A 24,120-nucleotide genomic window follows, 5' to 3' on the forward strand; every position below is an offset into this window, starting at 1 on the left:
CGGGCGGTGCGGTTACCGTCCGCTGGTGACCTCCGACGCGGGCGGGCAGCCCTACGACGCCGACCTGATGGCCGCGGTGACCGAGCTCGGCACGGCCCTGCGGGAGCTGGTGGACGCCTCGGTGCTCACCACCGTCCCGGCCGACGAGCTGCGCGCCGCGGCCGCCGACGCGCGGGCCGTCACCGCCCGCCTGGCCGCCGCGCAGCGGCCGGCGACGCAGCTGCCCGCGCTCGACGACCCGCTGGTGTTCCGCCGCGTCTACAACCCGGTGAGCGGGGTGGGCAGCGCGCTGGCCCCGCCGGTGCGGATCCGCCGGGTCGAGGGCGGCGTCGTCGGGGAGGCCCTGCTCGGCCCGGCCTACGAGGGCCCGCCCGGCTACGTGCACGGCGGGATCAGCAGCCTGCTCATGGACCAGCTGCTCGGCTCGGCCGCGATCGCCGCGGGGCTGTGGGGCATGACCGTGCGCCTGGAGCTGGACTACCGGCGGCCGGTGCCGCTGTCGACCCCCCTGGCGCTGCGGGCGCAGGTCACCGAGGCCGCCGGCCGCAAGTGCGTGGTCACCGGCACGGTCGCGACCGCGGCGGTGCCCGACCGGACGCTGGTCGAGGCCCGCGGCGTCTTCGTCATGCCGCGCGAGGAGCTGCACGCCGACTACTTCGGCGCGATCACCGACGCGTCCGGCCGGCACCGGCCGCCGGGGCGGCCGACCGACGCCACGGCCCTCACCGACCGCACGTGACCGGGATCGCGGGATCGTGCGGAGGCGCACCGGCGACGGGCGCCGGTAAGGAGGTCCGGTGAGCGACGTCGAGGTCGCCGCAGCCGCGGCCCGGGCGGCCGCCGCCGTCCTCACCGGGCTGCGGGAGGAGGGCCGGCTCACCGGCCGGGACCTGGGGGACGCCGGGGACGCCGCCGCGCAGGCCGCCATCAGCGAGGTGCTGGCCGAGCACCGTCCCGGCGACGTCGTGTTCAGCGAGGAGGCGGTCGACGACCGCCGCCGGCTGACGGCCGAGCGGGTGTGGATCGTCGACCCGCTCGACGGGACCCGCGAGTACGGCGAGGTGCCGCGTCCGGACTGGGCGGTGCACGTGGCGCTGTGGGCGGACGGCGACCTGGCGGCCGCCGCGGTGGCGCTGCCGGCGCTGGGCGCGGTGCTGGTCACCGACCCCGCGCCCACCGTGCCGGCGCCGGCCGGCGCACGGCCCCGGATCGCGGTCAGCCGCAGCCGCCCGCCCGCGGTGGCCACCACCGCGGCCACCGCGCTCGACGCCGAGCTGGTGCCGATGGGCTCGGCCGGGTGGAAGGTCACCGCCGTCGTCCGTGGCGAGGCCGACGCCTACGTGCACGCGGGCGGCATGTACCAGTGGGACTCGGCCGCGCCGGTCGCCGTCGCCCGGGCCGCGGGGCTCACCGCCGTCCGGCTGGACGGCTCGCCGCTGGTCTACAACGGCCCCGAGGCGTGGCTGCCGGACCTGCTGGTGTGCCGTCCGGAGCTGGCCGCCCGGCTGCTGACGGCGGTGCGGGCGGGGGCCCGGCCACCGCCGTAGGGGCATGGCGGAGACTGGGCCCCGGGAATCCTCCCCGGACCGGTGCGGTTGGTGCTGGTTCGAGCCCTGCCCCCGATCCCCCGGAGCACCGCGCCCGTGAGCACCCCTGACTACCGGCTCTCCCAGCTGGAGACGCTGGAGGCCGAGTCCGTCCACGTCATCCGCGAGGTGGCCGCGGAGCTCGAGCGCCCGGCGCTGCTCTTCTCCGGCGGCAAGGACTCCATCGTGATGCTGGAGCTGGCCCGCAAGGCGTTCGCGCCGGCCCGCATCCCGTTCCCGGTCATGCACGTCGACACCGGGCTGAACTTCCCCGACGTGCTGGAGTTCCGCGACAAGCGGGTCGCCGAGCTCGGCGTGCAGCTGATCGTCGCGTCGGTGCCCGACGCCATGGCCAGGGGCGTGGTCAAGGAGGAGCCCAACGGCTCCCGCAACCGCATCCAGACGCCCGTGCTCCTCGACGCGGTCGAGGAGCACGGCTTCACCGCGCTGTTCGGCGGCGCGCGCCGCGACGAGGACAAGGCCCGCGCCAAGGAGCGGGTGTTCTCCTTCCGCGACGAGTTCGGCCAGTGGGACCCGAAGAACCAGCGGCCCGAGCTGTGGGACCTCTACAACGGCCGGATCCACCTCGGCGAGTCGATCCGGGTCTTCCCGCTGTCGAACTGGACCGAGCTGGACATCTGGCAGTACATCCTCCGCGAGCAGATCGCCATCCCGCCGCTCTACCTCGCCCAGGAGCGGGAGGTGGTCGAGCGGCAGGGGATGCTCTACGCGGTCAACGAGTTCATCCGGCCGAAGGACGGCGAGCAGCCGTTCCGGGCGACGGTGCGCTACCGCACCGTCGGTGACGCGAACCTGACCGCCGCCGTCCGCTCGGAGGCCACCACGGTCGAGGAGGTCATCGCCGAGATCGCGGTGACCCGGATGACCGAGCGGGGCGCGACCCGCGGCGACGACAAGGTCAGCGACGCCGCCATGGAGGACCGGAAGAAGGAGGGCTACTTCTGATGGCCTCGAACACCGACACCACATACCCCACCGTGACCGACGCCGACGAGCCGGTCGACGTGCACTCCCCCGTCGCCGAGCACGCCGTGGAGCTGGCCACGGCGCGCAAGGACATCCTGCGCATCGCGACCGCCGGCTCGGTGGACGACGGCAAGAGCACGCTGATCGGCCGGCTGCTCTACGACAGCAAGGCGATCTTCGAGGACCAGTACGAGGCCGTGGCCCGCGCCAGCAAGGGCGACCACGTCGACCTCGCGCTGCTCACCGACGGCCTGCGGGCCGAACGCGAGCAGGGCATCACCATCGACGTCGCCTACCGCTACTTCGCCACCCCGCGGCGCACGTTCATCCTGGCCGACACCCCCGGCCACGTGCAGTACACGCGCAACATGGTCACCGGCGCCTCCACCGCCGACCTGGCGATCGTGCTGGTCGACGCCCGCAAGGGCATGGTCGAGCAGAGCCGCCGGCACGCCTTCCTCGCCTCGCTGCTGCGGGTGCCGCACCTGGTCGTCGCCGTCAACAAGATGGACCTCGTCGACTGGTCGGAGGAGGTCTTCGAGGCGATCGCCGACGAGTTCAGCGCCTTCGCGGCCAAGCTCAGCGTGCCGGACCTGACCGTCGTCCCCATCTCGGCGCTGCACGGGGACAACGTCGTGACGCACTCGGCGAAGACACCCTGGTACGAGGGCCCGACGCTGCTCCACCACCTCGAGCACGTGCACGTCGCCAGCGACCGCAACCTCACCGACGCGCGGTTCCCGGTGCAGTACGTCGTCCGCCCGCAGACCGAGGAGCACCACGACTACCGCGGGTACGCCGGCACCGTCGCCAGCGGGGTGTTCCGCACCGGCGACGACGTGCAGGTGCTGCCCAGCGGCCTGACGACGACGATCGCCGGGATCGACGGCCCGCGCGGCCCGGTGGACGAGGCCTTCCCGCCGATGGCCGTGACGCTGCGCCTCGCCGACGACCTCGACGTCTCCCGCGGCGACCTGGTCTGCAAGCCGGAGAACGCCCCGACGGTCACGCAGGACCTCGACGCCCTCGTCTGCTGGATGGCCGAGGAACCGCTGCGGCCTCGGCAGCGGATCGCGGTCAAGCACACCACCCGCACCGTGCGCGCGGTGGTCAAGGAGCTGGCCTACCGGCTCGACGTGAACACGCTGCACCGCGACCGGGAGGCCACCGAGCTCGGGCTCAACGACATCGGCCGGGTGCGGCTGCGGGTCACCCAGCCGCTGTTCGTCGACGACTACACCCGCAACCGGGCGACCGGCCGGTTCATCCTGGTCGACGAGGCCACCAACGCCACCGTCGGCGCCGGGATGCTGACCCCCGCCGGCTGAGGGACTCGCCCGTCCCCCACGCCTTGCACGCCCAGCAGACTCGGCCCCCTCCCCCACCGCGAGCCTGCGAGCGGTGGGGGAGTGGGTCCCCTCTCAGGCCGCGGCTGCGGGCGCCCCGGCCGCCTTCTCCAGCGCCCGGCGGGTGAGCAGCCGGGCGAGGTGGCGGCGGTAGTCCTGGTCGGCGTGCATGTCCGCCCCCGGGCTGGTGCCCTGGTCGGCCAGCGCAGCGGCCTCCGCGATGGAGGCGCCCCGCGCCAGCGCCTCCTCGGTCGCGGTGGCCCGGACGACCGAGCCCGCCATGTTGGCCAGCGCGACCCGACCGTCGACGGCGGCCGCGGCGACGATCGGCCAGTCGTTGGCCCGGCGGGTGAACTTCTCGTACGCCCAGCCGGCCGAGCCGGTGCGCGGCACCCGGATCTCGACGATCAGCTCGTCCTCTGCCAACGCCGTCTCGAAGAACCCGAGCCAGAACTCCGTGATCGGGATGTCCCGGCGCCCGCTCGGGCCCTGGACGACGACCGTGCCGCCCAGCGCCAGCAGCGCGGTGGGCAGGTCGGAGGCCGGGTCGCTGTGCGCGACCGTGCCGCCGATCGTGCCGCGGTGGCGCACCTGCGGGTCGCCGACCTGGCTGGCGACGTAGGGCAGGATCGGCACCTCGGCCGCGGCGACGGCGTCCTTCTCCAGCTCGTGGTGCCGGGTGCCCGCGCCGATGGCGACCTCGTCACCCTCGACGCGGACGTAGGACAGCCCCGGGATGCGGCTGATGTCGACGAGCACGGCGGGCATGGCCAGCCGCAGCTTCATCAGCGGCAGCAGCGAGTGCCCACCGGCGAGGACCTTCGCGTCGTCGCCGTGCTCGACGAGCGCGGCGACCGCCTCCTCGACCGATGCCGGCCGGACGAGCTCGAACGACCCCGGGATCATGCCCACTCCTCGCCGGCGCTCGTCGGGTGCACGACCCGGGCTGCTCTGTCCATCGGTGCCCTCGCGAGCTCGGTCACCGGGCCACCTCTTGCGCCTGCGGCACCTGACCGGCGGCGGGGCCGGCCTGCGCCGCGCTGCGGACCGCCCGGACGATGTTGTGGTAGCCGGTGCACCGGCAGAGGTTGCCCTCCAGCCCCTCCCGGATCTCGCGGTCGGTCGGGTCGGGGTTGTCGGCCAGGACGCCGACGGCGGCCATGACCATGCCCGGGGTGCAGAACCCGCACTGCAGACCGTGCTCCTCGCGGAACGCCTGCTGCACCGGGTGCATCTCGCCGTCCGGACCGGCCAGACCCTCGAGCGTGGTCACCTGCCCGCCATCGGCCTGGGCGGCCAGGACCGTGCACGACTTCACCGACAGCCCGTCCACGATGACGGTGCAGGCACCGCACGAGGTGGTGTCGCAGCCGATGTTGGTCGCCTTCAGCCCGCAGACCTCACGCAGGTAGTGGGCCAGCAGCAGCCGGGGTTCCACCTCGTCGGTCCGCTGCTGTCCGTTGACGGTGATCGAGATCTGCATCAGTTGCCTCCCTGGGCCTGCTGGACGGCCCGGAACACGCGCATCGGGGTGGTCGGCATGTCGATGTGCCGGACGCCGAGGTGGGCCACGGCGTCGATGACCGCGTTCTGCACGGCCGGGGTGGCGCCGATCGTCCCGGCCTCGCCGATCCCCTTCGCGCCGAGCGCGTTCATCGGGGTCGGCGTGGCCATCTCGACCAGCTCGAAGCTGGGCAGCTCGGTGGCGGAGATGAACGGGTAGTCGGCCAGCGTCGAGGTCGTCGGGTTGCCGTCCTCGTCGTAGAGGACCTCCTCCAGCAGCGCCTGCGCGACCCCCTGGGCGTAACCGCCGTGCCGCTGCCCCTCAGCGAGCAGGGGGTTGAGGATGGTGCCGGCGTCGTCGACCGCGATCAGCCGGGCGACCTCCGCCTTGCCGGACTCGACGTCCACCTCCACCACCACCACGTGGGCGCCGAAGGGGAACGTCGGCGCCGCGGCGGTGAAATGTGTCTGCACCAGCAGCTGCTCGTCACCGGCGAGCTCGGCGAAGGTGACCCCCGTCCCCGGCGTCCCGCGGACGGCGAGGCCGGCGAGACCCAGGTCGACGACCAGGTCCTCGGGGTCGACCTCCAGCTTCTCCGCGGCCCGCTGCCGGGCCAGCTCGACGAGCTCGCCGGCCGCCTGGTGCACCGCCGCGCCGCCCTGCTGCAGGCTGCGCGACCCCATCGTGCCGCCGCCCTGCGGCACCCGGTCGGTGTCGCCGTGCACGACGGTGATCCGCTCCACCGGGATGCCGAGCTGGTCGCTGGCGATCATCGCCCACGCGGTGGCGTGACCCTGGCCGTGCGGGGAGGTGCCGGTGAGCACCGTCGCCGTGCCGTCCGGGTGGACCTCGAGCGAGGCGGCCTCCCCGGTGCCGGCGCCGTTGTCGGCTCCGGTGATCTCGACGTACACCGACATCCCGATGCCCAGCTGCCGCGCGTCCCCCCGCTCCCGGCGCCGGGCCTGCTCGGCCCGGAGCTCGGCGTAGCCCGCGGCGTCCAGCGCCCTGTCCAGGGCCGTGGTGTAGTCGCCGTTGTCGTAGGTGGCGCCCATCGGTGTGGTGTGCGGCTCGCTGAACGCCGGCAGCAGGTTCTTCCGGCGCACCTCGGCCGGGTCCATGCCGATCTCGGCGGCGAAGAGGTCGACCGCCCGCTCCAGGGCCGACGTCGCCTCCGGCCGGCCCGCGCCCCGGTAGGCGCCGATGGACGTCGTCGTGGTGGCCAGCGCGCGCGCCTGCGCGTGCACCCGCGGGAAGCCGTAGACCCCGGAGGCCATCAGCATGGTCAGGGTGGGCAGCACCGTGCCGATCCGGGGGTAGGAGCCGCAGTCCTGGTCCACCACGAGGCTGTACGCCTCGATGGTCCCGTCCCGGCGACCCCCGATGGTGACCACCTGGTCCTGGGCCCGGCCGTGCAGCATGCCGATCAGGTTCTCCGACCGGTTCTCCGCCCAGCGCACCGGCCGGCCGACGTGCCGGGCCAGCCAGGCGATCAGGGCGTACTCGGGGTCGGCCCCGATCTTGGCGCCGAAGCCGCCGCCGACGTCCGGGGTGATCAGGTGGATCAGGTCGGGGTCCATCTTCAGCCAGTCCCCGAACTGCCCCCGGGCCTGCTGGGCGCCCTGGTTGGTGCACCAGACGGTGACCCGGCCATCCTCGCCCCAGGCGGCGGCCGCGGCCCGGCTCTCCAGCGGCACCGGCGCCACCCGCTGGTTGACCATCGGCTGGGTGACGACGACCTCGCAGCCGTCGAAGAAGTCCGCCGGCGCGGGTTGGCCGAACGAGGCCATGACGTTGGTGCCGGCCTCGGGGAACAGCAGCACCTCGTCGGAGGCCGCCGCGGCGGTGCCGACCACCGCGGGCAGCGGGTCGACGTCGACGGCCACCATCTCGGCGGCGTCCTCGCCCTGGTACCGCTCCTCGGTGAGGACGACGGCGATCGGGTCGCCGACGAAGCGGACGCGGTCCGACGCCAGCCAGGGTCGGGTCATCGCGCGGTTGACGAACGGGAAGGGCGGGGGGATCGGGACCAGGTCGGCGACGTCCTCGGCCGTGACCACGGCGACCACGCCCGGCGCCTCCAGGGCGGCGGAGGCGTCGACCGACAACAGGCGGCCGTGGGCGACGGTGGACCGCACGAAGGTCGCGTGCAGCGCCCCGACGAGCCGGTCGTCCGCCAGGTCGTCGGTGTAGGTCGCGCCGCGTGTGAGGAACAACGGGTCCTCCGTGCGGACCACCCGCGTACCGAGGATGCTCATGCGCTCACCTTCCGTGCGATGGGTGATCGCGGTCACTATTTCCGACCGGGCGCTCCTCCGCCACCCCGCTCCCCGCGGGACCACCGCGGCCGCGTCCGCCGGTCGGCCCGGGTGTGGTGAGCTGACCGGGATGGACGGCTCCGGGACGACGCGCTCCCGCTGGGCCACGCTGCTGTTCGGGGCCGCCGTCGTCGCCGTCGCGCTGAATCAGCGGCCGGCCGTCGTGGCCGTCGCCCCGCTGCTGGGGGAACTGCGGGACGACACCGGCCTGTCCCCGGCGATGGCCGGGCTGCTCACCACGCTGCCGGTGCTCTGCTTCGGCGCGTTCGCCCCGTTGGCGCCGCGGACCGCACGGCGGGTGGGCCTGGAGACGGCGGTCGCGGCGTCGCTCCTGGTGCTCGCCGCCGGCATCGCGCTGCGGCTGTTCCCGCCCGTGGCCCTGCTGTACGCCGGCAGCCTGCTGGCGGGGGCGGCCATCGCCGTGGCCAACGTGCTGATGCCCGCCTACGTCAAGCGCGAGGCGACCCGGCCCGGCGTGGTCATGGGGCTGTACTCCGCGTCGCTCAACATCGGGGCGGCCGTCGGAGCGGCAGCCACCGTCCCGTTCGCCGCCGCCGTCGGCTGGGGGTGGCGGGGCGGGCTGGGCAGCTGGCTGGTGCTGGCGCTGGCCGCCCTCGCGCTGTGGCTGCCGGTCGCCGGCACCGGCCGCGCGCACCGTGCCGCCCGGTCCGCGGTGCCCGGCGGGAGCTCCTGGTCGCTGCTGCGCCAGCCGCTGGCCCGGCAGGTGACGCTGTTCATCGGACTGCAGAGCGTGCAGTTCTACTCGCTCGGCGCGTGGCTGCCCACGCTGCTGGCCGATGCGGGGGTGCCGGTGTCCGAGGGCGGCCTGCTGCTCGGGCTGAGCAACGCCGCCGGGGCCGTGGGCGCGCTGCTCGCGCCGGCCCAGGCCGGGCGCATGCGCCACCAGCGGCCGCTCGTGCTCGCCGTCCTCGCCACCTACGTGGCAGGGCTCGGCGGGCTCCTGCTGGTGCCCGGACAGGGCACGCTGGTGTGGGTCGCCGCCTTCGGGCTGGCCCAGGGCAGCGGGTTCGCCCTCGCGCTGACCCTCATCGTGCTGCGCAGCCCCACGCCGCTCACCGCCGCCCGGCTCGGCGGCGTCGCACAGTGCCTGGGCTACCTGCTCGCGGCCGCGGGGCCGGTGGTGCTCGGCTGGCTCTACGGCCTCACCGGGGGCTGGACGACCCCGCTGCTGCTGCTCGTCGCCTGCCTGGTGCCGATGACGTGGGCCGGCTGGGGCGCCGCCCGGGACGCCGTCCTGGCCACCGGCGAGCAGCCCCGGGCGGTCAGCCCGGTCTGAGGGAGGACCCCGTCCTGCTCACCGTTGGAGGACCCCGTCCTCCCCGCCCTCCGCCAGCTCAGGGCGGGACCCGGGACGGGGCCGCGGCGGACCCTGCGGGGGGTCGCCGCTTCAGCGGAGCGTCACCGGCAGGTGCTCGAAGCCGCGCAGCGTCTGCAGGTCGCGGCGGACCGGCCGGCCCGTCACCCGCAGCCCGGGGAAGCGCTCGGTCAGGGCGCGGAGCGCCACGGCCGCCTCCAGCCGGGCCAGCCCCGCACCGACGCAGTAGTGGATGCCGGCGGAGAAGGCCAGGTGGTCGCGGGCGTTGCCGCGGCTGACGTCGAACCGGCCGGGATCGGCGAAGACGTCCGGGTCGCGGTTGGCCGCCCCGAGCAGCAGCGTGACGCGCGAGCCCGGCCGCACCGGGACGCCGGCCAGCTCGGTGTCGGCGCGGACGGTGCGGCCGGTGATCTGCACCGGGCTGTCGAAGCGCAGCACCTCCTCGACGGCGTTCGGCCAGCCGGTGGGGTCGGCGAGCAGGGCGTTCCGCTGGTCGCGGTGCGCGTCGAGCAGGACGACGGCGTTGCCGAGCAGGTTGACCGTCGTCTCGAACCCGGCCCCCAGGAGCAGCAGCACGGTGGCGTGCAGCTCGCGGTCGGTGAGGGCGTCCTCGTCTGACGCCGCGACCAGCCGGCTGACCAGGTCCTCCCCCGGCTCCCGGCGCAGCCGGGCGAAGTGCCCGGCCAGGAAGCGGTGCAGCGCCCGGATAGCGCGGTCGGCGGCCAGGAAGCGGCGCAGCGGCAGGCCGGGGTCCAGGGTCGCCGCGGCGGCGGCACCCCAGCGGAGGAAGTCCTCCTGGCGGTCGGTCGGGACACCCAGCAGGTCGGCGATGACGAGGACCGGGAGCGGTGCCGCGAACGCCGCGACCAGGTCCACCGGCTCCCCGCGGGCGGCGGCCGGCTCCAGGGCGTCGAGCAGGGTGTCGGCGACCCGCCGGACCAGCGGATCGGCGGCCGCCGTGGCGCGTGGCGTGAAGGCCCGCCCCACCAGCCGGCGGTAGCGGGTGTGGTCGGGCGGGTCGACGACGAGCATCGACGGTGGCTCCGCGACGCCGGTGGCCGTCGGGTCGTCACCGAAGGCCAGCGCCCAGCGGGCCGGCCCGGGCGCTGCGGACCAGTCGAAGCCGACGCCGAAGCGGTCGGACCGCAGCACCTCGGAGGCCACGGCGTGCGACGTGGTGAGCGGACCCAGCGCGCTGCCGACCAGCGGACCGCGGGCGCGCAGCTGCTCGTGGACGGTGTGCGGATCGGCGCGCAGGACGGGGTCCCTCAGCAGCCGGGCGACGAGGTCACCGCGGCGGGCCTCGCGGGTCAGGTAGGCCGCCGGCATCCCGTGGCGCACCGCCCAGCGGGCCACCGTGCGGGCCGGCCGCAGGGCCCGGGCCGCGGGCGACCCCGCGACCGGTGTCGTCGTCCCCACGCCTGCACTCCCCCGTCGTCCATCGGTGACGGGGGGATCCTCACACGCCCGGCTCCGCCCCGGGCCGGCCCCGCCCAGAGGCTCGCCGCGCCCCCGTCCGGGGTCCCGCCCTGAGCTGGCGGAGGGCGGAGAGGACGGGGTCCTCGGTCAGCCCGCGGCGTCGGCGTTCGGGTCGGGGGCCTTGCTGGCGTCGCCGTCCCAGTCCTTGCCCGCCGTGTCGGCGTGCTCGGAGATGCTGTCGGTCTGCTCGGCGACGGTCCGGACCATCTCCTCGTCGGAGAGCCCCTCGCCCGCGCTGTAGGTGTTGCCGTTCGGCTCGCTCATGCCGTCTCCTCCTCGGTCGCTCGGTTCCCCGACCCGTCCCCGGGAGTCGCCGCCCCCAAACCAGGGGCCGCGAGCTCGAACCAGACCCGCTTGCCGTCGGTGTGGTCCTCGACGCCCCAGCGGTCGGCGATCCCCTCGACCAGCCGCATGCCCCGCCCCCGGGGGGCGCCGACCTCGAACTCCCGCACCACGGGCCGGAGCGCCGAGCCGTCCGCGACCGAGATGCGCAGCCACTGCTCGGACAGGGTGAGTTCGAGCGTGAAGGAGGCCTCGTCGGCGACGTGGTCGACGACGTTCGCCACCAGCTCGGTCACCAGGAGCGCTGCGTCCCCGGCGTCGTGCGGTGCCTCCCAGGCGCCCAGCAGGTCCAGGACCAGGTGCCGGGCGACCGGGACGCTGGCCGGCACCGGGGTCAGGTCGACGGCGGCGGTGAGCGTGGACATCGGTTCCCCCCTGACCGGGGCCGCGACCGCAGCGCGATCCCGGGCGTCGACTCCATGCCGCGCCACCCCGTTGCACGCAACGTAACGACCACACCGGCTGTGCGCAACGACCATTGCCCGCCACGGAAGGTTGCGTGTCACAGGTCTTGCATCCAGCCCCAGAGGTATGGATAGTGTCCAACTGGATTGACTACGTCCAACTTCGGAGAGGCGGAGGCCCGTGTCGACGGATCACACCGCGCAGGACCCGGCCGTCCGGGCGCTGACCGAGCTCATGACCGTGCTGGACACCTGCCTGACCGAGCTCCAGGGGGCCCGGGCGCGCGCCGAGAAGCTGCTCGACGAGCGGCAGACCGGCCGGGCCTGGCTCGACATCGTGACGGCGGAGTCCCGGCCGCTGGTCGTCGAGCAGATCAGCTCGGTGATGGCCTCGCTGGCCAGCGCCGGGGGCGCCTGGCGGCGCGAGCAGGCGCACGCACTGGCCTCCGAGCAGGTCAGCATCAACCGGATCGCCGCGATGTTCGGCGTCACCCGCCAGCGCATCTCCGCCCTGCTGCGCGAGCGCGCCCGCACGGCGGGCTGAGGGCGGGGAGGACGGGGGTCCCCGCTCAGGCGAGCAGTGCGTCGATCGCCTTGTAGACCCGTTGCTCGGACACCGGCCGCGGGGTGCCGACGATCTGGGCGAACAGGCTCACCCGCAGCTCCTCGAGCATCCAGCGCACCCGGGCCACCGGGTCGTCCGGTGCCCCCGTCGACGGCACCCGCGCGCGCAGCTGCTCGTACTCGGCGGTGACCGCGGCGACCTGCTGCATCCACAGCTCGTCGCGCACGGCGTTGGCCGGCAGCTTCTCCAGCCGGTGCACCATCCCCCTGAGGTAGCGCACCAGGTCCGGCAGCCGGCGGCGTCCGGCCGCGGCGACGAAGCCGCGGTGCAGCAGGCCGCCCATCTGCCGGCGCAGGTCCGCGATCGCCGCCTCGGGCACCCGCCGTCCCGGTGCCGCGCCGATCGCGACGGCGACCTCGCGGGCGTGGGTGAGCACCGCCTCGACCCGCCGCACGGTGTCGGCGGTCAGCGGCAGCAGCTGCGCGCGGGCGGTCTGCACCAGCGCGGCGAACGCGGCCTCGTCGCGCGGCGGCCCGCCCGCGGCGGCGAGCAGCTCGTCGGCTGCGGCGTCCACGCAGTCCTCGACCAGCGCGGGGATCTCGCCGTCCGGGTTGAACTGCAGCGCCAGGCGGCTCGTCGGCGACAGCGACTTCACCACCTGCCGGGCGGGTGACCCGGCGACGAGCACCAGCAGCCGCCGGGCGCCGCGCCAGGTCAGCCGGGTGGCCTCGACCTCGGTGGCGACCACGCGGACGCCGACCGTCGTCCCCTCGTCGACCAGTGCCGGGTGGGCGGGGACCACGTGCCCGCCGCGGCGGACCTCGACGGTGCGCGGCAGCGTGCCGAACGTCCAGGCGGTCTGGCCGGTGCGCTCGACGTCCGAGGCGGCCGCGGCCAGGCTGGCCCGGCTCTGCGGCGCGACCTCGCGGCGCAGCGCCTGCAGGTCCTTGCCGGTGGCCAGCGGCCGGTGCCGGTCGTCGACGACGCGGAACGTGGCCCGCAGGTGGTCGGGCACCTGGTCCGGCGACCACGCGTCCGGGGGGACGACGACGCCCGCGGCGCGCCGCAGCTCCCGCTCCAGCGCCGGCAGCAGCGGCTCGGTCGGCGCGATGCCCGGCAGCACCTCCCGCACCCGGTCGGGGATCGGCACCAGCGCGCGGCGCAGCTGCTTGGGCAGGGTGCGCAGCAGCGCGGTGACCAGCTCCTCGCGCAGCCCCGGGACGGTGAAGGCCAGCGACTCCCCGGACGTCCGCTCGGCGACGGTGTCCAGCACGGCGAGCGGGACGTCGACGGTGACGCCGTCGGTCGGGGTGCCCGGCGCGAACGCGTAGGACAGCGGGAGGGTGAGCCCCTGGCTCAGGGGGACCTCGTCCGGGAAGTCCTCGACCCGCACCTGCCCGGCCGCCGCGGCGTTCGTCAGCATCTCCGGCGTGAACGTGAGCAGCTCGGGTGTCTCCCGCCGGGCGGCCTTCCACCACCTGTCGAAGTGCCGGGTGGAGGCGACGTCGGCCGGGATCCGCGCGTCGTAGAGCTCGAACAGCGTCTCGTCGTCCACCCGGATGTCCCGGCGGCGGGCCCGCTCCTCGAGCTCCGCGACCCGCTGCGCCGCCCTCTGGTTGTCGTGCCAGAAGCGGTGGTGCGTCGTCCACTCGCCCTCGACCAGGGCGTGCCGGATGAACAGCTCGCGGGAGACGACCGGGTCGATCGAGCCGTACTGCACGCGCCGGCCCACGACCAGCGGGATGCCGTAGAGGGTGACCCGCTCGGTCGCGACGACCGAACCCCGCTTGGCGTCCCAGCGCGGCTCGGAGTACTGCCGCTTGACCAGGTGCTCGGCCAGCCGCTCGACGACCTCGGGGTCGATGCGCGCGACGGTGCGGGCGAACAGCCGGCTGGTCTCGACCAGCTCGGCGGCGACTACCCAGCGCGGCGGCTTCTTGGCCAGCGGGGTGCCGGGGGCAAGGACGAAGCGGGCGTTGCGGGCGCCCAGGTACTCGCGGCCGCCGCGCCGCCGGTCGCCGTCCCGTCCCTTCCCCTCCTCGACCTGCAGGCCGACGTGGGACAGCAACCCGGACAGCAGCGCGGCGGAGATGCCGCGCTCGTCGGGCTCGGTCGCGAGCTCGCCCGTGGTCATGCCCAGCCGGCGGGCGGTGCTGCGCAGCTGGCCGTAGAGGTCCTGCCACTCGCGGATGCGCAGGTAGTGCAGGAACTCGCGCTTGAGGGTGCGCCGGAACTGGCTGCCCGAGAGCGTCTCCTGCTGCTCGGTGACGTACCGCCACAGGTTGAGCAGCGCGAGGAAGTCGGAGTTCTCGTCGGCGAAGCGGGCGTGCGCGGTGTCGGCGGCCTGCTGGTGCTCGCTCGGCCGCTCGCGCGGGTCCTGGATGGTCAGCCCCGCGGCGATGACCAGCACCTCCTCCAGCACGCCGCGCCGGTCGGCCTCGACGACCATCCGGGCCATGCGCGGGTCCAGCGGCAGGGCGGCCAGCGACCGGCCGGTGGGGGTGAGTCCGCCGTCCTCGCCGAGCGCGCCGAGCTCCTCGAGCAGCGCCACGCCGTCGGCGACCGCCCGGCGGTCCGGCGGGTCGATGAACGGGAAGTCCGCGACGTCGCCCAGCTCGAGGGCGGCCATCTGCAGCAGCACCGAGGCCAGGCTGGTGCGCAGGATCTCCGGGTCGGTGTACTCCGGCCGGCTCTCGAAGTCCTCCTCGGTGTAGAGCCGGACGGCGATGCCCTCGGACGTGCGCCCGCAGCGGCCGGAGCGCTGCCGCGCCGACGCCTGGCTGATCGGCTCGATCGGCAGCCGTTGCACCTTCAGCCGGGAGCTGTAGCGGGAGATGCGCGCCGTGCCCGGGTCGACGACGTAGCGGATGCCCGGCACGGTCAGCGACGTCTCGGCGACGTTGGTGGCCAGCACGACCCGCCGCCCGGTGTGCGGCGCGAAGACGCGGTGCTGGTCGGCGGCCGACAGGCGGGAGTAGAGCGGCAGCACCTCCACGGAGGGGAACCGCTCGGTCAGGACGTCGGCGGTGTCGCGGATCTCCCGCTCGCCGGCGAGGAAGACCAGGACGTCGCCCGGGCCCTCGGCGGCCAGCTCGTCGACGGCGTCGGCGATGGCGGTGACCTGGTCGCGGTCCGGGTCGGCGTCCGGGTCGTCGGGGTCGACCACCGGGCGGTAGCGGACCTCGACCGGGTAGGTGCGCCCGCTGACCTCGACGATCGGCGCGTTCCCGAAGTGCTTCGCCACCCGCTCGACGTCGATCGTCGCCGAGGTGATGACCAGCTTGAGGTCGGGCCGCCGCGGCAGGACCTGCGCCAGGTAGCCGAGCAGGAAGTCGATGTTGAGGCTGCGCTCGTGCGCCTCGTCGATGATCAGGGTGTCGTACTGGCGCAGCAGCCGGTCTCGGCCGATCTCGGCGAGCAGGACGCCGTCGGTCATGACCTTGACCAGCGTCGAGTCGCCGACCTGGTCGGTGAAGCGCACCTTCCAGCCGACGACCTCGCCCAGCGGGGTCTCCAGCTCCTCGGCGATCCGCTCGGCCACGGTGCGGGCGGCGATCCGCCGTGGCTGCGTGTGCCCGATGCGGCCGGTCACGCCGCGGCCCAGCTCGAGGGCGATCTTCGGCAGCTGGGTGGTCTTGCCCGACCCGGTCTCGCCGGCCACGACGACCACCTGGTGCTCGCGCAGCGCCGCGGCGATGTCCTCCCGGCGGGCGCTCACCGGCAGCTCGGCCGGGTACCGCAGCGTCGGGACGGCGGCGCGGCGGCGGGCGATCCGCTCCTCGGCGGCCGCGACGTCGGCGGCGATCCGCGCCTGCTGCCGGGCGCGGGCCCCGGCGTCCCGCGTCCTGCGGGTGCCGTCGAGCCTGCGGCGCAGCCGGTGCTCGTCCTCGAGGGTCAGCCCGGCCAGCCGCGCGCGCAGGTCGTCGGGCGGGGTGGTCACGACGGTCTCCTCGTCTGGACACGGGGGTGCAGGGCACGGGGCGGACGGCGGCCTGCGCGTCGTCCAGGATCGCACCGCTCGGCGGCGTGCGGGCGTGGGACGGCTCACTTGGATGCCTCGTGCAACCTGTTGCTTGAGTTGTACAACCGCTTGTAACGTGCACGTGTTCCCTCCGCCCTCCCCTGGAGCGCCCGTGCCCCCGTCCCCCGCCGTGCCCGGTCCGGCCACACCCGGCGACGACCGGTTGGCCGACCTGCGCACGCTCGGCGAGCAACTGCCGCGCTTCATGCGGCTCGTGCACGCCCTCAAGGCCGGTCAGTCCGCCGAGAGCCGCGCCGCGCTGATCCTGCTGTTCCCGCTCGAGCGCCTCGGTCCGCTGCGCCAAGGCGCGCTCGCCGAGCTGGTGCACGCCGACCCCTCGACGGTCAGCCGGCACGTGGCCGCCCTGATCGATCAGGGCCTGGTCCGGCGGGTGGCCGACGAGACCGACGGGCGGGCCAGCCGGCTGGTCGTCACCGAGGCCGGCCGCGCCGTGCTGGCCCAGGTCCGCACCGACCGCGAGGCCCACCTGGCCCGGGTCACCGCCGGCTGGTCGGCCGCGGACCTCACCACGCTGACCCACCTCTTCGGTCGTCTGCTGGACGACCTCGCCGCATCCCTCCCCTCCGAGCCCGCCGCCACGCCGGTCGCCGCATCACCGAGAGAGAAGCCATGACCCACAGCACCCGCACCCGCGCGGCCGAGCGGCGGGACGCCCGGGCGGCGGCCGCCGCCCCCGGCGTGGACGGCGCGTTCACGCACCGGCAGATCCTCACGATCATCGCCGGGCTGATGGTCGCGATGTTCCTCGCGGCCCTCGACCAGACGGTCGTCGCGACGGCGATCCGGACGATCGCCGACGACCTGCAGGGCTACGACCTGCAGGCCTGGGCGACGACGGCCTTCCTCATCACGTCGACGATCTCCACCCCGCTCTACGGGAAGCTCTCCGACATCTACGGACGTCGGCCCTTCTACCTGTTCGCCATCGGGGTCTTCGTCGTCGGCTCGGTGCTCTGCGGCCTCGCGGACTCGATGTACCAGCTGGCCGCCTACCGGGCGGTCCAGGGCATCGGCGCCGGCGGCCTGATGTCGCTGGCCCTGGCGATCATCGGCGACATCGTGCCGCCCCGGGAGCGGTCCCGGTACCAGGGCTACTTCATGGCCGTCTTCGGCACCTCCAGCGTGCTCGGGCCGGTCATCGGCGGCTTCCTCGCCGGTCAGACGTCCCTGCTGGGGCTGACCGGCTGGCGCTGGATCTTCTTCATCAACGTGCCCCTCGGCCTGCTCGCCTTCCTCGCCGTCTACCGCGTGCTGCACCTGCCGCACACCCGGCGCGACCACCGCATCGACTGGCCGGGCGCGCTGGCGCTCATCACCTGCATCGTGCCGCTGCTGGTCGTCGCCGAGCAGGGCCGGCTCTGGGGCTGGGGTTCGGGCCGGTCGCTGGCCTGCTACGCCATCGGCGCCGTCGGTTTCGTGCTCTTCGTCCTGGCCGAGCGGGCCTACCGCGACGAGGCGCTGCTGCCGCTGCGCCTGTTCGGCAACCGCAGCTTCACCATCGCCAGCCTCGGCAGCGTGGTGGTGGGCGCCGCCATGTTCGGCGGCCTGCTGCTCCTGCCCCAGTACCTGCAGATCGTCCATGGCTCCAGCGCCACCGTCGCCGGCCTGCAGATGATCCCCCTGGTCGCCGGGATCATGATCGGCGCGATGAGCTCGGGCGTCACGATCTCGCGGACCGGCAAGTACAAGGTCTTCCCGCTCGCCGGCACCACGCTGATGGCCGTCGCCCTGCTGGTGCTGTCCTTCGTCGTCGGCGCCGAGACCTCGATCTGGGCGCTGGTGCCGTTCATGGTCCTGCTCGGCGTCGGGCTCGGCTTCAACTTCCAGCCCGCGGTCCTCGCGGTGCAGAACGCCGTGCCGCCGAGCCAGATGGGCGTGGCCACCTCCTCGGTCACGTTCTTCCGGCAGATGGGCGCGACGGTCGGCACCGCCGTCTTCCTCTCGGTGCTGTTCAGCCGGCTGCCGGTGGAGATCGGAGAGTCGCTGACCTCCGCCGCGGCGACCGACCCGCGGGTGGCCCAGGCGCTGCAGAGCGGTCAGCTGCAGGCCGGCTCCGACCTGTCCGACACCTCGTTCATCCAGGACCTGCCGTCGTACCTGGCGCTGCCCTTCACGACCGGCTTCTCCGACGCGATCGACCTGGTGTTCCTCATCGCCGCGGTCGTGGCGGCCGTCGGGTTCCTCGTCTTCCTGTTCCTGCCGCAGCTGGCGCTGTCGGACAAGTCCGGCATCCAGGCGGCGCGGGAGGCGGCGCAGCAGCAGACCGCCGGCGACCCGTCCGCCGACGAGCCGGCCGACCAGGCCACGCAGGCGGTCGGCGCCGCGGCACCGACGTCCACCGCTCCCCCGGCCGGCCGCCCCGGGGACGCCGCTCCGCACCGGCACCGCGCCTGACCGACGGAGGCACCGCAGTGGCCCCCTCCCCGCTCGGGAGGGGGCCACTGCCGTGTGCTCAGGGCACGAACACCGAGCGGACGCAGCCGTCGGCCTTGTCCTTGAACAGCTGGTAGCCGCGCGCCGCGTCCTCGAGCGGCATCACGTGGGTGGCCAGGTGCTCGGTGGTCAGCTCGCCGCGGGCCATGTGGTCGAGGATCCGCGGCATGTAGCGCTGACCGTGCACCTGGGCGCCGCGCACGGTCAGGCCCTTGTTCATCATCGCGCCGAGCGGGAACTTGTCGACCATCAGCGCGAAGACGCCGAGCACGAAGACGCTGCCGCCCTTGCGGCAGGCCAGGATCGCCTCCCGGACGGCGGACGGCCGGTCGGTCTGCAGCCGCAGCTGCTGCTTGACCTGGTCGTAGGCGCCCTGGATGCCGGAGCTGTGCGCCTCCATGCCGACCGCCTCGATGCAGACGTCGGGCCCGCGGCCGCCGGTCACCTCGCGCAGCTCGGCCAGGACGTCGGTCGACGAGTAGTCGACCACCTCGGCGCCCACGTGCTCGCGGACCTGGGCCAGCCGCTCGGGCAGGCGGTCGATGACGTACACCCGCTCCGCGCCCAGCAGCATCGCGGCGCGGGCCGCCATCTGGCCGACGCCGCCGGCGCCCCAGACGGCGACGACGTCCCCCGGCTTCGTGCCGGCCAGGTCGGCGCCCATCCAGCCGGTGGAGACCGCGTCGGAGGCGAACAGCGCCCGCTCGTCGCTCACCCCCTCCGGGACGACGAAGGCACCGACGTCGGCGTACGGGACGCGGATGTACTCCGCGTGGCTGCCGGCCCAGCCGCCCATCGCGTGCGAGTAGCCGAAGCAGCCGCCCGGGCTCTGACCCCACAGCGCCTCGGTGATCCCGGGGTTGGGGTTGCCGTTGTCGCAGAGGCTGTAGAGCTCCTGCCTGCAGTACCAGCAGTGCCCGCAGGCGATGAAGGAGTTGACGACGACCCGGTCGCCGACCTTCCGCTCCCGCACGCCCCTCCCCACCTCGACGACCTCGCCCATGAACTCGTGGCCCAGGACGTCGCCGGCGCGCATGAACGGGATGTAGCCGCCGAGCAGGTGCAGGTCCGACCCGCAGGTGGTGGTGCGCCGCACCCGCAGGATGACGTCGTGGTCGTTGAGGATCTGCGGGTCCGGGACGGTCTCCACCGACACCTCGTTGACCCCGGTCCAGGTCGCCGCTCTCACGATGCCCCCCGTTCGCTCCCGGCCGGTGGCGCCGGCACGACCACCGCGCCGCTCACAGCACGCCCTCTCCCCCGGCGCGAGCCGTCGCGCCCTCGAGCGCCGCTCCCTGCGGCGTCGGCTTGCGGACGCCGTGCGGCGCCGGGTCCACCCGGAGCACCTCGCCCACCTCGATCAGCTGCTTGGCCGCGCGCAACGCCGAGCGCAGCGCGCGCAGGTCGTCGTCCGACGCCCGGTCGCGGTAGCGCGCGGCGAGCTCGGTGCCGCGGTCGCCGGGAGCGGGGGTGATCCGCAGGTCGAGGCGGTCGCCCAGCGCGGCCAGCGGCGCGGGCAGGTCCGCCCCCGCGCCCACCTGCTCCGGCGAGCACAGCACGGTGACCGCCCGCCAGCGGCGCGCAGCGGTCTCGGGGTCGTCGGCCGCCGACGACTGACCCACCCCGGGCAGCCGCACGTGCTGGAGGCGGCCGAGCAGCGCGCCCCCTGCCTCCGTGGCGGCTCCCCGGAGGGAGTCGAGGAACCTGGGCACGGCCATGACGCGTCCTCCTGGGCATCGACGTCCGGAGACGGCGGGCTACCCAGGACCCCGACGGGGTCAATCGCCGGAGCGGGACCGTCCGCCACGGGTCCCCTCGGTCGGCGTCGATCATGGGGGTGGTGCAGGCGACACGGACGGGCACGCCGGGGCGGCCGGCGACCACCCCGTGATCGACTCGAGGGGGTCGCGGGGTCGCGGGGTCGCGGGTCGTCGACCGCGGGCGGTGGTGCCGGGACCGCCGGCGCGCCCGCCGGCCGTCCGCCCGACGTCCTACTGTGGCGGGACCGGGCCGGATGGGACCCGGGTCCCTGCCGTTCGCGTGGAGGCGTCGTGCGCTCGTCGTTGATCCTGTCCCGCCGCGACCTGGACTTCCTGCTCCACGAGTGGCTGGGCGTCGAGGACCTGGTGAAGCGCCCGCGCTACGCCGAGCACTCCCGGGAGACCTTCGACGCGGTGCTCGACCTGGCCGAGCAGATCGCGACCGAGCACTTCGCGCCGCACAACCGCACGGCCGACGAGAACGAGCCGCGGATGGTCGACGGGAAGGCCGTGCTCGTCCCCGAGGTGAAGCAGGCCCTCGACGTCTTCGTCGAGGCGGGGCTGATGGCCGGGGAGTTCGACGAGGAGTACGGCGGCATGCAGCTGCCGCACGTCGTCGGGCAGGCCGTGTTCGCGTGGTTCAAGGCCGCCAACGTCGGGACGTCGGCCTACCCGTTCCTCACCATGGGCAACGCCCGGCTGCTGCTCGCGCACGGCAGCCGCGAGCAGATCGACACCTACGTGCGCCCGGAGATCGAGGGCCGCTGGTTCGGCACGATGGCGCTGTCGGAGCCGCAGGCCGGCTCCTCGCTGGCCGACATCACCACCAGGGCCGTGCCGCAGGACGACGGCACGTACCGGCTGACCGGCAACAAGATGTGGATCTCCGGCGGCGACCACGAGCTGACCGAGAACATCGTCCACCTGGTGCTGGCCAAGATCCCCGGCGGCCCGCCCGGGGTGAAGGGCATCTCGCTGTTCATCGTCCCGAAGTTCCTCGTCGACGAGGACGGGTCGCTCGGTGAGCGCAACGACGTCGTCCTGGCCGGGCTGAACCACAAGATGGGCTACCGGGGGACGACGAACACGCTGCTGAACTTCGGCGAGGGCGTGCACACCCCCGGTGGGCAGCCCGGCGCCGTCGGCTACCTCGTGGGAGAGCCGCACCGCGGCCTCACCTACATGTTCCACATGATGAACGAGGCGCGGATCGGCGTCGGCATGGGCGCGACCGTGCTGGGTTACACCGGCTACCTGCACGCCCTCGAGTACGCCCGCACCCGTACCCAGGGCCGCCGCGCCGGCGCCAAGGACCCGGACAGCCGGCCCGTGCCGATCATCGGGCACCCCGACGTGCGCCGGATGCTGTTGGCCGCCAAGTCCTACGCCGAGGGCGGACTGGCCCTGGGCCTGTACTGCGCGCGACTGGTCGACGAGGAGCAGACCGCGGAGACCGAGGAGGAGCGCGCCCGCGCCCACCTGCTGCTGGACACCCTCACCCCGATCGCCAAGGCGTGGCCGTCGCAGTGGGGCCCGGTCGCCGACGACCTGGCCATCCAGGTGCACGGCGGCTACGGGTACACCCGGGACTACCCGGTCGAGCAGTTCTACCGGGACAACCGGCTCAACCCCATCCACGAGGGCACCAACGGCATCCAGGCGCTGGACCTGCTCGGCCGCAAGGTGGTCGCCCGGGGCGGGGCCGGACTGCGGCTGCTCGCCGAGACGATCGGCGCGACCACCGCGCGCGCCGCGGGGACGCAGTGGGCCGGTCTCGCCGCCGACCTCGACGCCGCGGTGGCCCGCACGGGCTCGGTGACCGCGACGCTGTGGGGCACCGGCGACCCGGACGTCGCGCTGGCCAACGCCAGCGTGTACCTGGAGGCCGTGGGCCACCTGGTGGTCGCCTGGCTGTGGTTGGAGCAGGCGCTGGCCTGCGAGGGCTCGACCGACGCCTTCCACGAGGGCAAGCGCGCCGCGGCCCGCTACTTCTGGCGGTGGGAGCTGCCGCGCACCCGCGCGCAGTTCGACCTGCTGGAGTCGCTGGACCGCACGGTCCTCGACACCGACGAGGCCTGCCTCTGACCCACGGCCCCGGGCGCACCCGCGCCCCGCCACTCCGAGGAGTCACGGGGCGCAGGGGTCGTCTCACGGTGCGGAGGACGGGGTCCTCCCACGAGGCGTGGGGGGGTGGTCCTCCGTCAGGCGGCGCGGGCTCCCACCGGTTCGCCGGTTGCGGTCCGGGTGGTGGCCGGGCGGGCCGGGACGGCCGTCGCGGAGCGCTGCTCGCGCTCGTACCGCGCCGTCGAGGAGGTCCCCATCACGATCACCAGTGCGGTCAGGACCAGGAACCCGACGAGGGTCACGGCCGGCCACAGCACCATCAGTCCAACCCCTTTGTGCAGGAGGGTCGCCACAGGGGTCGGAGGCCCCCGTGGCACGTCGTCGCAACGGGACTACCCAACCCGACCCCGGTCCCAACCGTCGAGGTGGGGCCGCACCTGGTGGTGTGTGAGCGACTCCACTCCGGGGCGCAGACGCGCCCGGGATCCCCGACCGTGGTCTGATCGCCGGGTGTCCCGCGCCGCCGATGACGAGCAGCGGTCACCCCGCCCGGGACCGCTGGTCGCCGTCCTGGCCCTCGGGACGACGTCGCTGTCGCTCATGCAGAGCCTCGTCGTCCCGCTGCTGCCGACGATCGGTGCGCAGCTCGGCGTGTCGGCCAACGCCGCCGGCTGGGTGCTGACCGCCAACCTGCTGGCCGCCGCCGTGGCCACCCCCGTGCTGGGCCGCCTCGGGGACACCTGGGGCGAGCGGCCGGTGGCGCTCGGCGTCCTCGTCGCCATGTCGGCCGGCACGTTGCTCGCCCTGGTCACCTCCTCGCTGCCGCTGCTGCTGGTGGCACGGGTCCTGCAGGGCGCCTCCTACGGCCTGTTCCCGCTGGCGATCAGCGTGCTCCGCCGCGAGCTGCCCGCCGGGCGGCTGGACGTGGCGATGTCCGTGGTCAGCAGCACGCTCGCGGTGGGCGGCGTGGTGGGCCTGGTCGCCGCCGGGATGCTCACCCGGGACGGTGCCGACTACCACCGCCCCTTCTGGATCGGCCTGGTCGTCTGCCTCGTCACGCTGGTGCTGACGGCGGTGGTCCTCCCCCGCCGGCGGGCCACCGGGTCGGGCCGGGTCGACTGGGCCGGCGCCGCCGTGCTCGCCGTGGGCCTGGTGCTCCTGCTGCTGCCGGTCTCGCAGGGCAACGCCTGGGGCTGGACGTCGCCGGGGACGCTGGGCTGCCTGGCCGGAGCGGCGCTCGTGCTGCCCGGCTGGGTGCTCCTGCAGCGGCGGCGGGCCGAGCCACTGGTCCGCCCTCGGCTGCTGGCCGACCCGCGGATCGTCGTCCCGAACGTGGCCGGGCTGCTGACCGGGATCGGGCTGTTCGCCTCCTTCCTCGTCGTCCTGCAGTTCGTGCAGACGCCGCCTGGAGCCGCCGGGTACGGCTTCGGCGCCTCGGTGCTGGAGGCCGCGGTGGTCTACCTGCTGCCGGGCGGGGTGGCCGGGGTCCTGCTCGCGCCGGTCGCCGGGCGGGTGGTGGCCCGGCTCGGCGCGCTGACCACGCTGCGCGCCGGCGCGGTGTGCGGGCTGGCCGGCTTCGGCCTGTTCGCGGTGCTGCGCGACACCCCGGCGCAGGTGGTCGCCGCCGGGCTGCTCACCCAGATCTGGGTGACGGTGGCCTACGCGGCGCTGCCCGCGCTGGTGGTCGCCGCCGTGCGCCCCGAGGAGACCGGGGTGGCCAACGCGGTGAACTCGATCGCGCGCTCGGTCGGCCAGGCGGTGGGCAGCACGGTGACCGTCGCCGTCCTCGCCGCCGGGACGGGGGCGACCGGCTTCCCATCGGCGGGCTCGTTCACCGCGGTCGCGCTCGTCGGGGCGGGCAGCGCGGCCGCCGTCGCCGCCGTCACGCTGGCCGGGCGGGGACGGCGCGGCACGGCGGTGGCGGGCGGAACGGTCCCGGTCGCCGACGCGCGCTGAG

The 24,120-nt window shown here is 74.7% G+C and carries 20 protein-coding genes; 10 read left to right on the forward strand and 10 right to left on the reverse strand.

The features are described 5' to 3' along the window. Positions 1-25 precede the first annotated feature (25 nt). The 4 genes from BMW27_RS19160 to BMW27_RS19175 all read left to right on the forward strand — a co-directional run bounded on the left by BMW27_RS19160 (position 26) and on the right by BMW27_RS19175 (position 3,901). Positions 26-739, forward strand: coding sequence for a PaaI family thioesterase (locus BMW27_RS19160; protein ID WP_091446958.1), 714 nt, complete (start codon positions 26-28; stop codon positions 737-739). Positions 740-797: 58 nt separating this feature from the next. After that, a complete protein-coding gene (locus tag BMW27_RS19165) occupies positions 798-1,547 on the forward strand; it encodes an inositol monophosphatase family protein (RefSeq protein ID WP_091446961.1) in 750 nt (249 codons plus the stop codon). 96 nt (positions 1,548-1,643) lie between these two features. After that, positions 1,644-2,552, forward strand: a complete 909-nt coding sequence (cysD, locus tag BMW27_RS19170; RefSeq protein WP_091446964.1) for a sulfate adenylyltransferase subunit CysD — start codon at positions 1,644-1,646, stop codon at positions 2,550-2,552. Next, on the forward strand, positions 2,552-3,901 hold the full coding sequence (locus BMW27_RS19175; protein WP_245743713.1) for a sulfate adenylyltransferase subunit 1: 1,350 nt from the start codon (positions 2,552-2,554) through the stop codon (positions 3,899-3,901). The genes cysD and BMW27_RS19175 overlap by 1 nt, the downstream gene beginning before the upstream one ends. A 93-nt stretch (positions 3,902-3,994) precedes the next feature. Here the strand turns inward: BMW27_RS19175 and BMW27_RS19180 are convergent, their stop codons facing one another. The 3 genes from BMW27_RS19180 to BMW27_RS19190 all read right to left on the reverse strand — a co-directional run bounded on the left by BMW27_RS19180 (position 3,995) and on the right by BMW27_RS19190 (position 7,678). Beyond that, positions 3,995-4,825 (reverse strand): FAD binding domain-containing protein, encoded by an 831-nt coding sequence (locus BMW27_RS19180; RefSeq protein WP_091446966.1) that lies wholly within the window; start codon positions 4,823-4,825, stop codon positions 3,995-3,997. 73 nt (positions 4,826-4,898) lie between these two features. Continuing rightward, on the reverse strand, positions 4,899-5,402 hold the full coding sequence (locus tag BMW27_RS19185) for a (2Fe-2S)-binding protein (protein WP_091446969.1): 504 nt from the start codon (positions 5,400-5,402) through the stop codon (positions 4,899-4,901). Then, positions 5,402-7,678, reverse strand: a complete 2,277-nt coding sequence (locus tag BMW27_RS19190; protein WP_091446973.1) for a xanthine dehydrogenase family protein molybdopterin-binding subunit — start codon at positions 7,676-7,678, stop codon at positions 5,402-5,404. Before BMW27_RS19190 ends, BMW27_RS19185 begins: the two co-directional genes overlap by 1 nt. On the opposite strand from BMW27_RS19190, the gene BMW27_RS19195 reads away from it, so the two are divergent. Next, positions 7,677-9,035 (forward strand): CynX/NimT family MFS transporter, encoded by a 1,359-nt coding sequence (locus BMW27_RS19195; protein ID WP_217638207.1) that lies wholly within the window; start codon positions 7,677-7,679, stop codon positions 9,033-9,035. The two genes, BMW27_RS19190 and BMW27_RS19195, sit on opposite strands and share 2 nt — an antisense overlap. 111 nt (positions 9,036-9,146) lie before the next feature. Here BMW27_RS19195 and BMW27_RS19200 read toward each other — a convergent pair whose 3' ends face one another. From BMW27_RS19200 to BMW27_RS19205, 3 genes are all read right to left on the reverse strand, one after another. Beyond that, a complete protein-coding gene (locus BMW27_RS19200; RefSeq protein ID WP_091446980.1) occupies positions 9,147-10,493 on the reverse strand; it encodes a cytochrome P450 in 1,347 nt (448 codons plus the stop codon). Positions 10,494-10,640: 147 nt separating this feature from the next. After that, the gene (locus tag BMW27_RS23530; RefSeq protein WP_175486571.1) at positions 10,641-10,817 is read right to left on the reverse strand and encodes a hypothetical protein; all 177 of its coding nucleotides are present in this window, start codon (positions 10,815-10,817) and stop codon (positions 10,641-10,643) included. Further along, the gene (locus tag BMW27_RS19205) at positions 10,814-11,260 is read right to left on the reverse strand and encodes an ATP-binding protein (RefSeq protein ID WP_091446983.1); all 447 of its coding nucleotides are present in this window, start codon (positions 11,258-11,260) and stop codon (positions 10,814-10,816) included. Before BMW27_RS19205 ends, BMW27_RS23530 begins: the two co-directional genes overlap by 4 nt. 220 nt (positions 11,261-11,480) lie before the next feature. Here BMW27_RS19205 and BMW27_RS19210 point away from each other — a divergent pair, with 220 nt between their 5' ends. Further along, positions 11,481-11,843 (forward strand): hypothetical protein, encoded by a 363-nt coding sequence (locus tag BMW27_RS19210; RefSeq protein WP_091446986.1) that lies wholly within the window; start codon positions 11,481-11,483, stop codon positions 11,841-11,843. A gap of 25 nt (positions 11,844-11,868) precedes the next feature. Here the strand turns inward: BMW27_RS19210 and hrpA are convergent, their stop codons facing one another. Further along, positions 11,869-15,804, reverse strand: coding sequence for an ATP-dependent RNA helicase HrpA (gene hrpA / locus BMW27_RS19215; RefSeq protein ID WP_091446989.1), 3,936 nt, complete (start codon positions 15,802-15,804; stop codon positions 11,869-11,871). Positions 15,805-15,997: 193 nt separating this feature from the next. Between hrpA and BMW27_RS19220 the strand changes: the two genes are divergently transcribed. After that, positions 15,998-16,519, forward strand: a complete 522-nt coding sequence (locus BMW27_RS19220) for a MarR family winged helix-turn-helix transcriptional regulator (protein ID WP_091446992.1) — start codon at positions 15,998-16,000, stop codon at positions 16,517-16,519. After that, on the forward strand, positions 16,516-18,300 hold the full coding sequence (locus BMW27_RS19225; protein WP_091446994.1) for an MDR family MFS transporter: 1,785 nt from the start codon (positions 16,516-16,518) through the stop codon (positions 18,298-18,300). Before BMW27_RS19220 ends, BMW27_RS19225 begins: the two co-directional genes overlap by 4 nt. Before the next feature lie 58 nt (positions 18,301-18,358). On the opposite strand, the gene BMW27_RS19230 is transcribed toward BMW27_RS19225, so the two are convergent. Together BMW27_RS19230 and BMW27_RS19235 are read right to left on the reverse strand one after the other, a co-directional pair. Further along, entirely contained in the window at positions 18,359-19,528 is a 1,170-nt protein-coding gene (locus BMW27_RS19230) for a zinc-dependent alcohol dehydrogenase (RefSeq protein WP_091446997.1), read from the reverse strand. A 52-nt stretch (positions 19,529-19,580) separates the two neighbouring features. Next, positions 19,581-20,057 (reverse strand): hypothetical protein, encoded by a 477-nt coding sequence (locus BMW27_RS19235; RefSeq protein ID WP_091447000.1) that lies wholly within the window; start codon positions 20,055-20,057, stop codon positions 19,581-19,583. A 333-nt stretch (positions 20,058-20,390) separates the two neighbouring features. Between BMW27_RS19235 and BMW27_RS19240 the strand changes: the two genes are divergently transcribed. Continuing rightward, positions 20,391-22,184 carry an acyl-CoA dehydrogenase gene (locus BMW27_RS19240; protein WP_091447003.1) on the forward strand — a complete coding sequence of 598 codons (1,794 nt, stop codon included), beginning with the start codon at positions 20,391-20,393 and terminating at the stop codon, positions 22,182-22,184. 116 nt (positions 22,185-22,300) lie between these two features. On the opposite strand, the gene BMW27_RS19245 is transcribed toward BMW27_RS19240, so the two are convergent. Beyond that, positions 22,301-22,483 (reverse strand): hypothetical protein, encoded by a 183-nt coding sequence (locus tag BMW27_RS19245; protein WP_091447006.1) that lies wholly within the window; start codon positions 22,481-22,483, stop codon positions 22,301-22,303. Positions 22,484-22,673: 190 nt separating this feature from the next. Here BMW27_RS19245 and BMW27_RS19250 point away from each other — a divergent pair, with 190 nt between their 5' ends. Then, positions 22,674-24,119: an MFS transporter gene (locus BMW27_RS19250; protein ID WP_091447008.1), complete on the forward strand. Its 1,446-nt coding sequence runs from the start codon at positions 22,674-22,676 to the stop codon at positions 24,117-24,119. Position 24,120 lies beyond the last annotated feature (1 nt).

The organism is Geodermatophilus poikilotrophus, assembly GCF_900111455.1.
Lineage (GTDB): Bacteria > Actinomycetota > Actinomycetes > Mycobacteriales > Geodermatophilaceae > Geodermatophilus > Geodermatophilus poikilotrophus.

Coding starts and splice junctions, on each gene's coding strand:
- BMW27_RS19195 (WP_217638207.1), top strand. CDS start 7,677: ATGCGCTCACCTTCCGTGCGATGGGTGATCGCGGTCACTATTTCCGAC.
- BMW27_RS19235 (WP_091447000.1), bottom strand. CDS start 20,057: ATGGCCGTGCCCAGGTTCCTCGACTCCCTCCGGGGAGCCGCCACGGAG.
- BMW27_RS19245 (WP_091447006.1), bottom strand. CDS start 22,483: ATGGTGCTGTGGCCGGCCGTGACCCTCGTCGGGTTCCTGGTCCTGACC.
- BMW27_RS19225 (WP_091446994.1), top strand. CDS start 16,516: ATGACCCACAGCACCCGCACCCGCGCGGCCGAGCGGCGGGACGCCCGG.
- BMW27_RS23530 (WP_175486571.1), bottom strand. CDS start 10,817: ATGAGCGAGCCGAACGGCAACACCTACAGCGCGGGCGAGGGGCTCTCC.
- BMW27_RS19190 (WP_091446973.1), bottom strand. CDS start 7,678: ATGAGCATCCTCGGTACGCGGGTGGTCCGCACGGAGGACCCGTTGTTC.
- BMW27_RS19175 (WP_245743713.1), top strand. CDS start 2,552: ATGGCCTCGAACACCGACACCACATACCCCACCGTGACCGACGCCGAC.
- BMW27_RS19180 (WP_091446966.1), bottom strand. CDS start 4,825: ATGATCCCGGGGTCGTTCGAGCTCGTCCGGCCGGCATCGGTCGAGGAG.
- BMW27_RS19185 (WP_091446969.1), bottom strand. CDS start 5,402: ATGCAGATCTCGATCACCGTCAACGGACAGCAGCGGACCGACGAGGTG.
- BMW27_RS19205 (WP_091446983.1), bottom strand. CDS start 11,260: ATGTCCACGCTCACCGCCGCCGTCGACCTGACCCCGGTGCCGGCCAGC.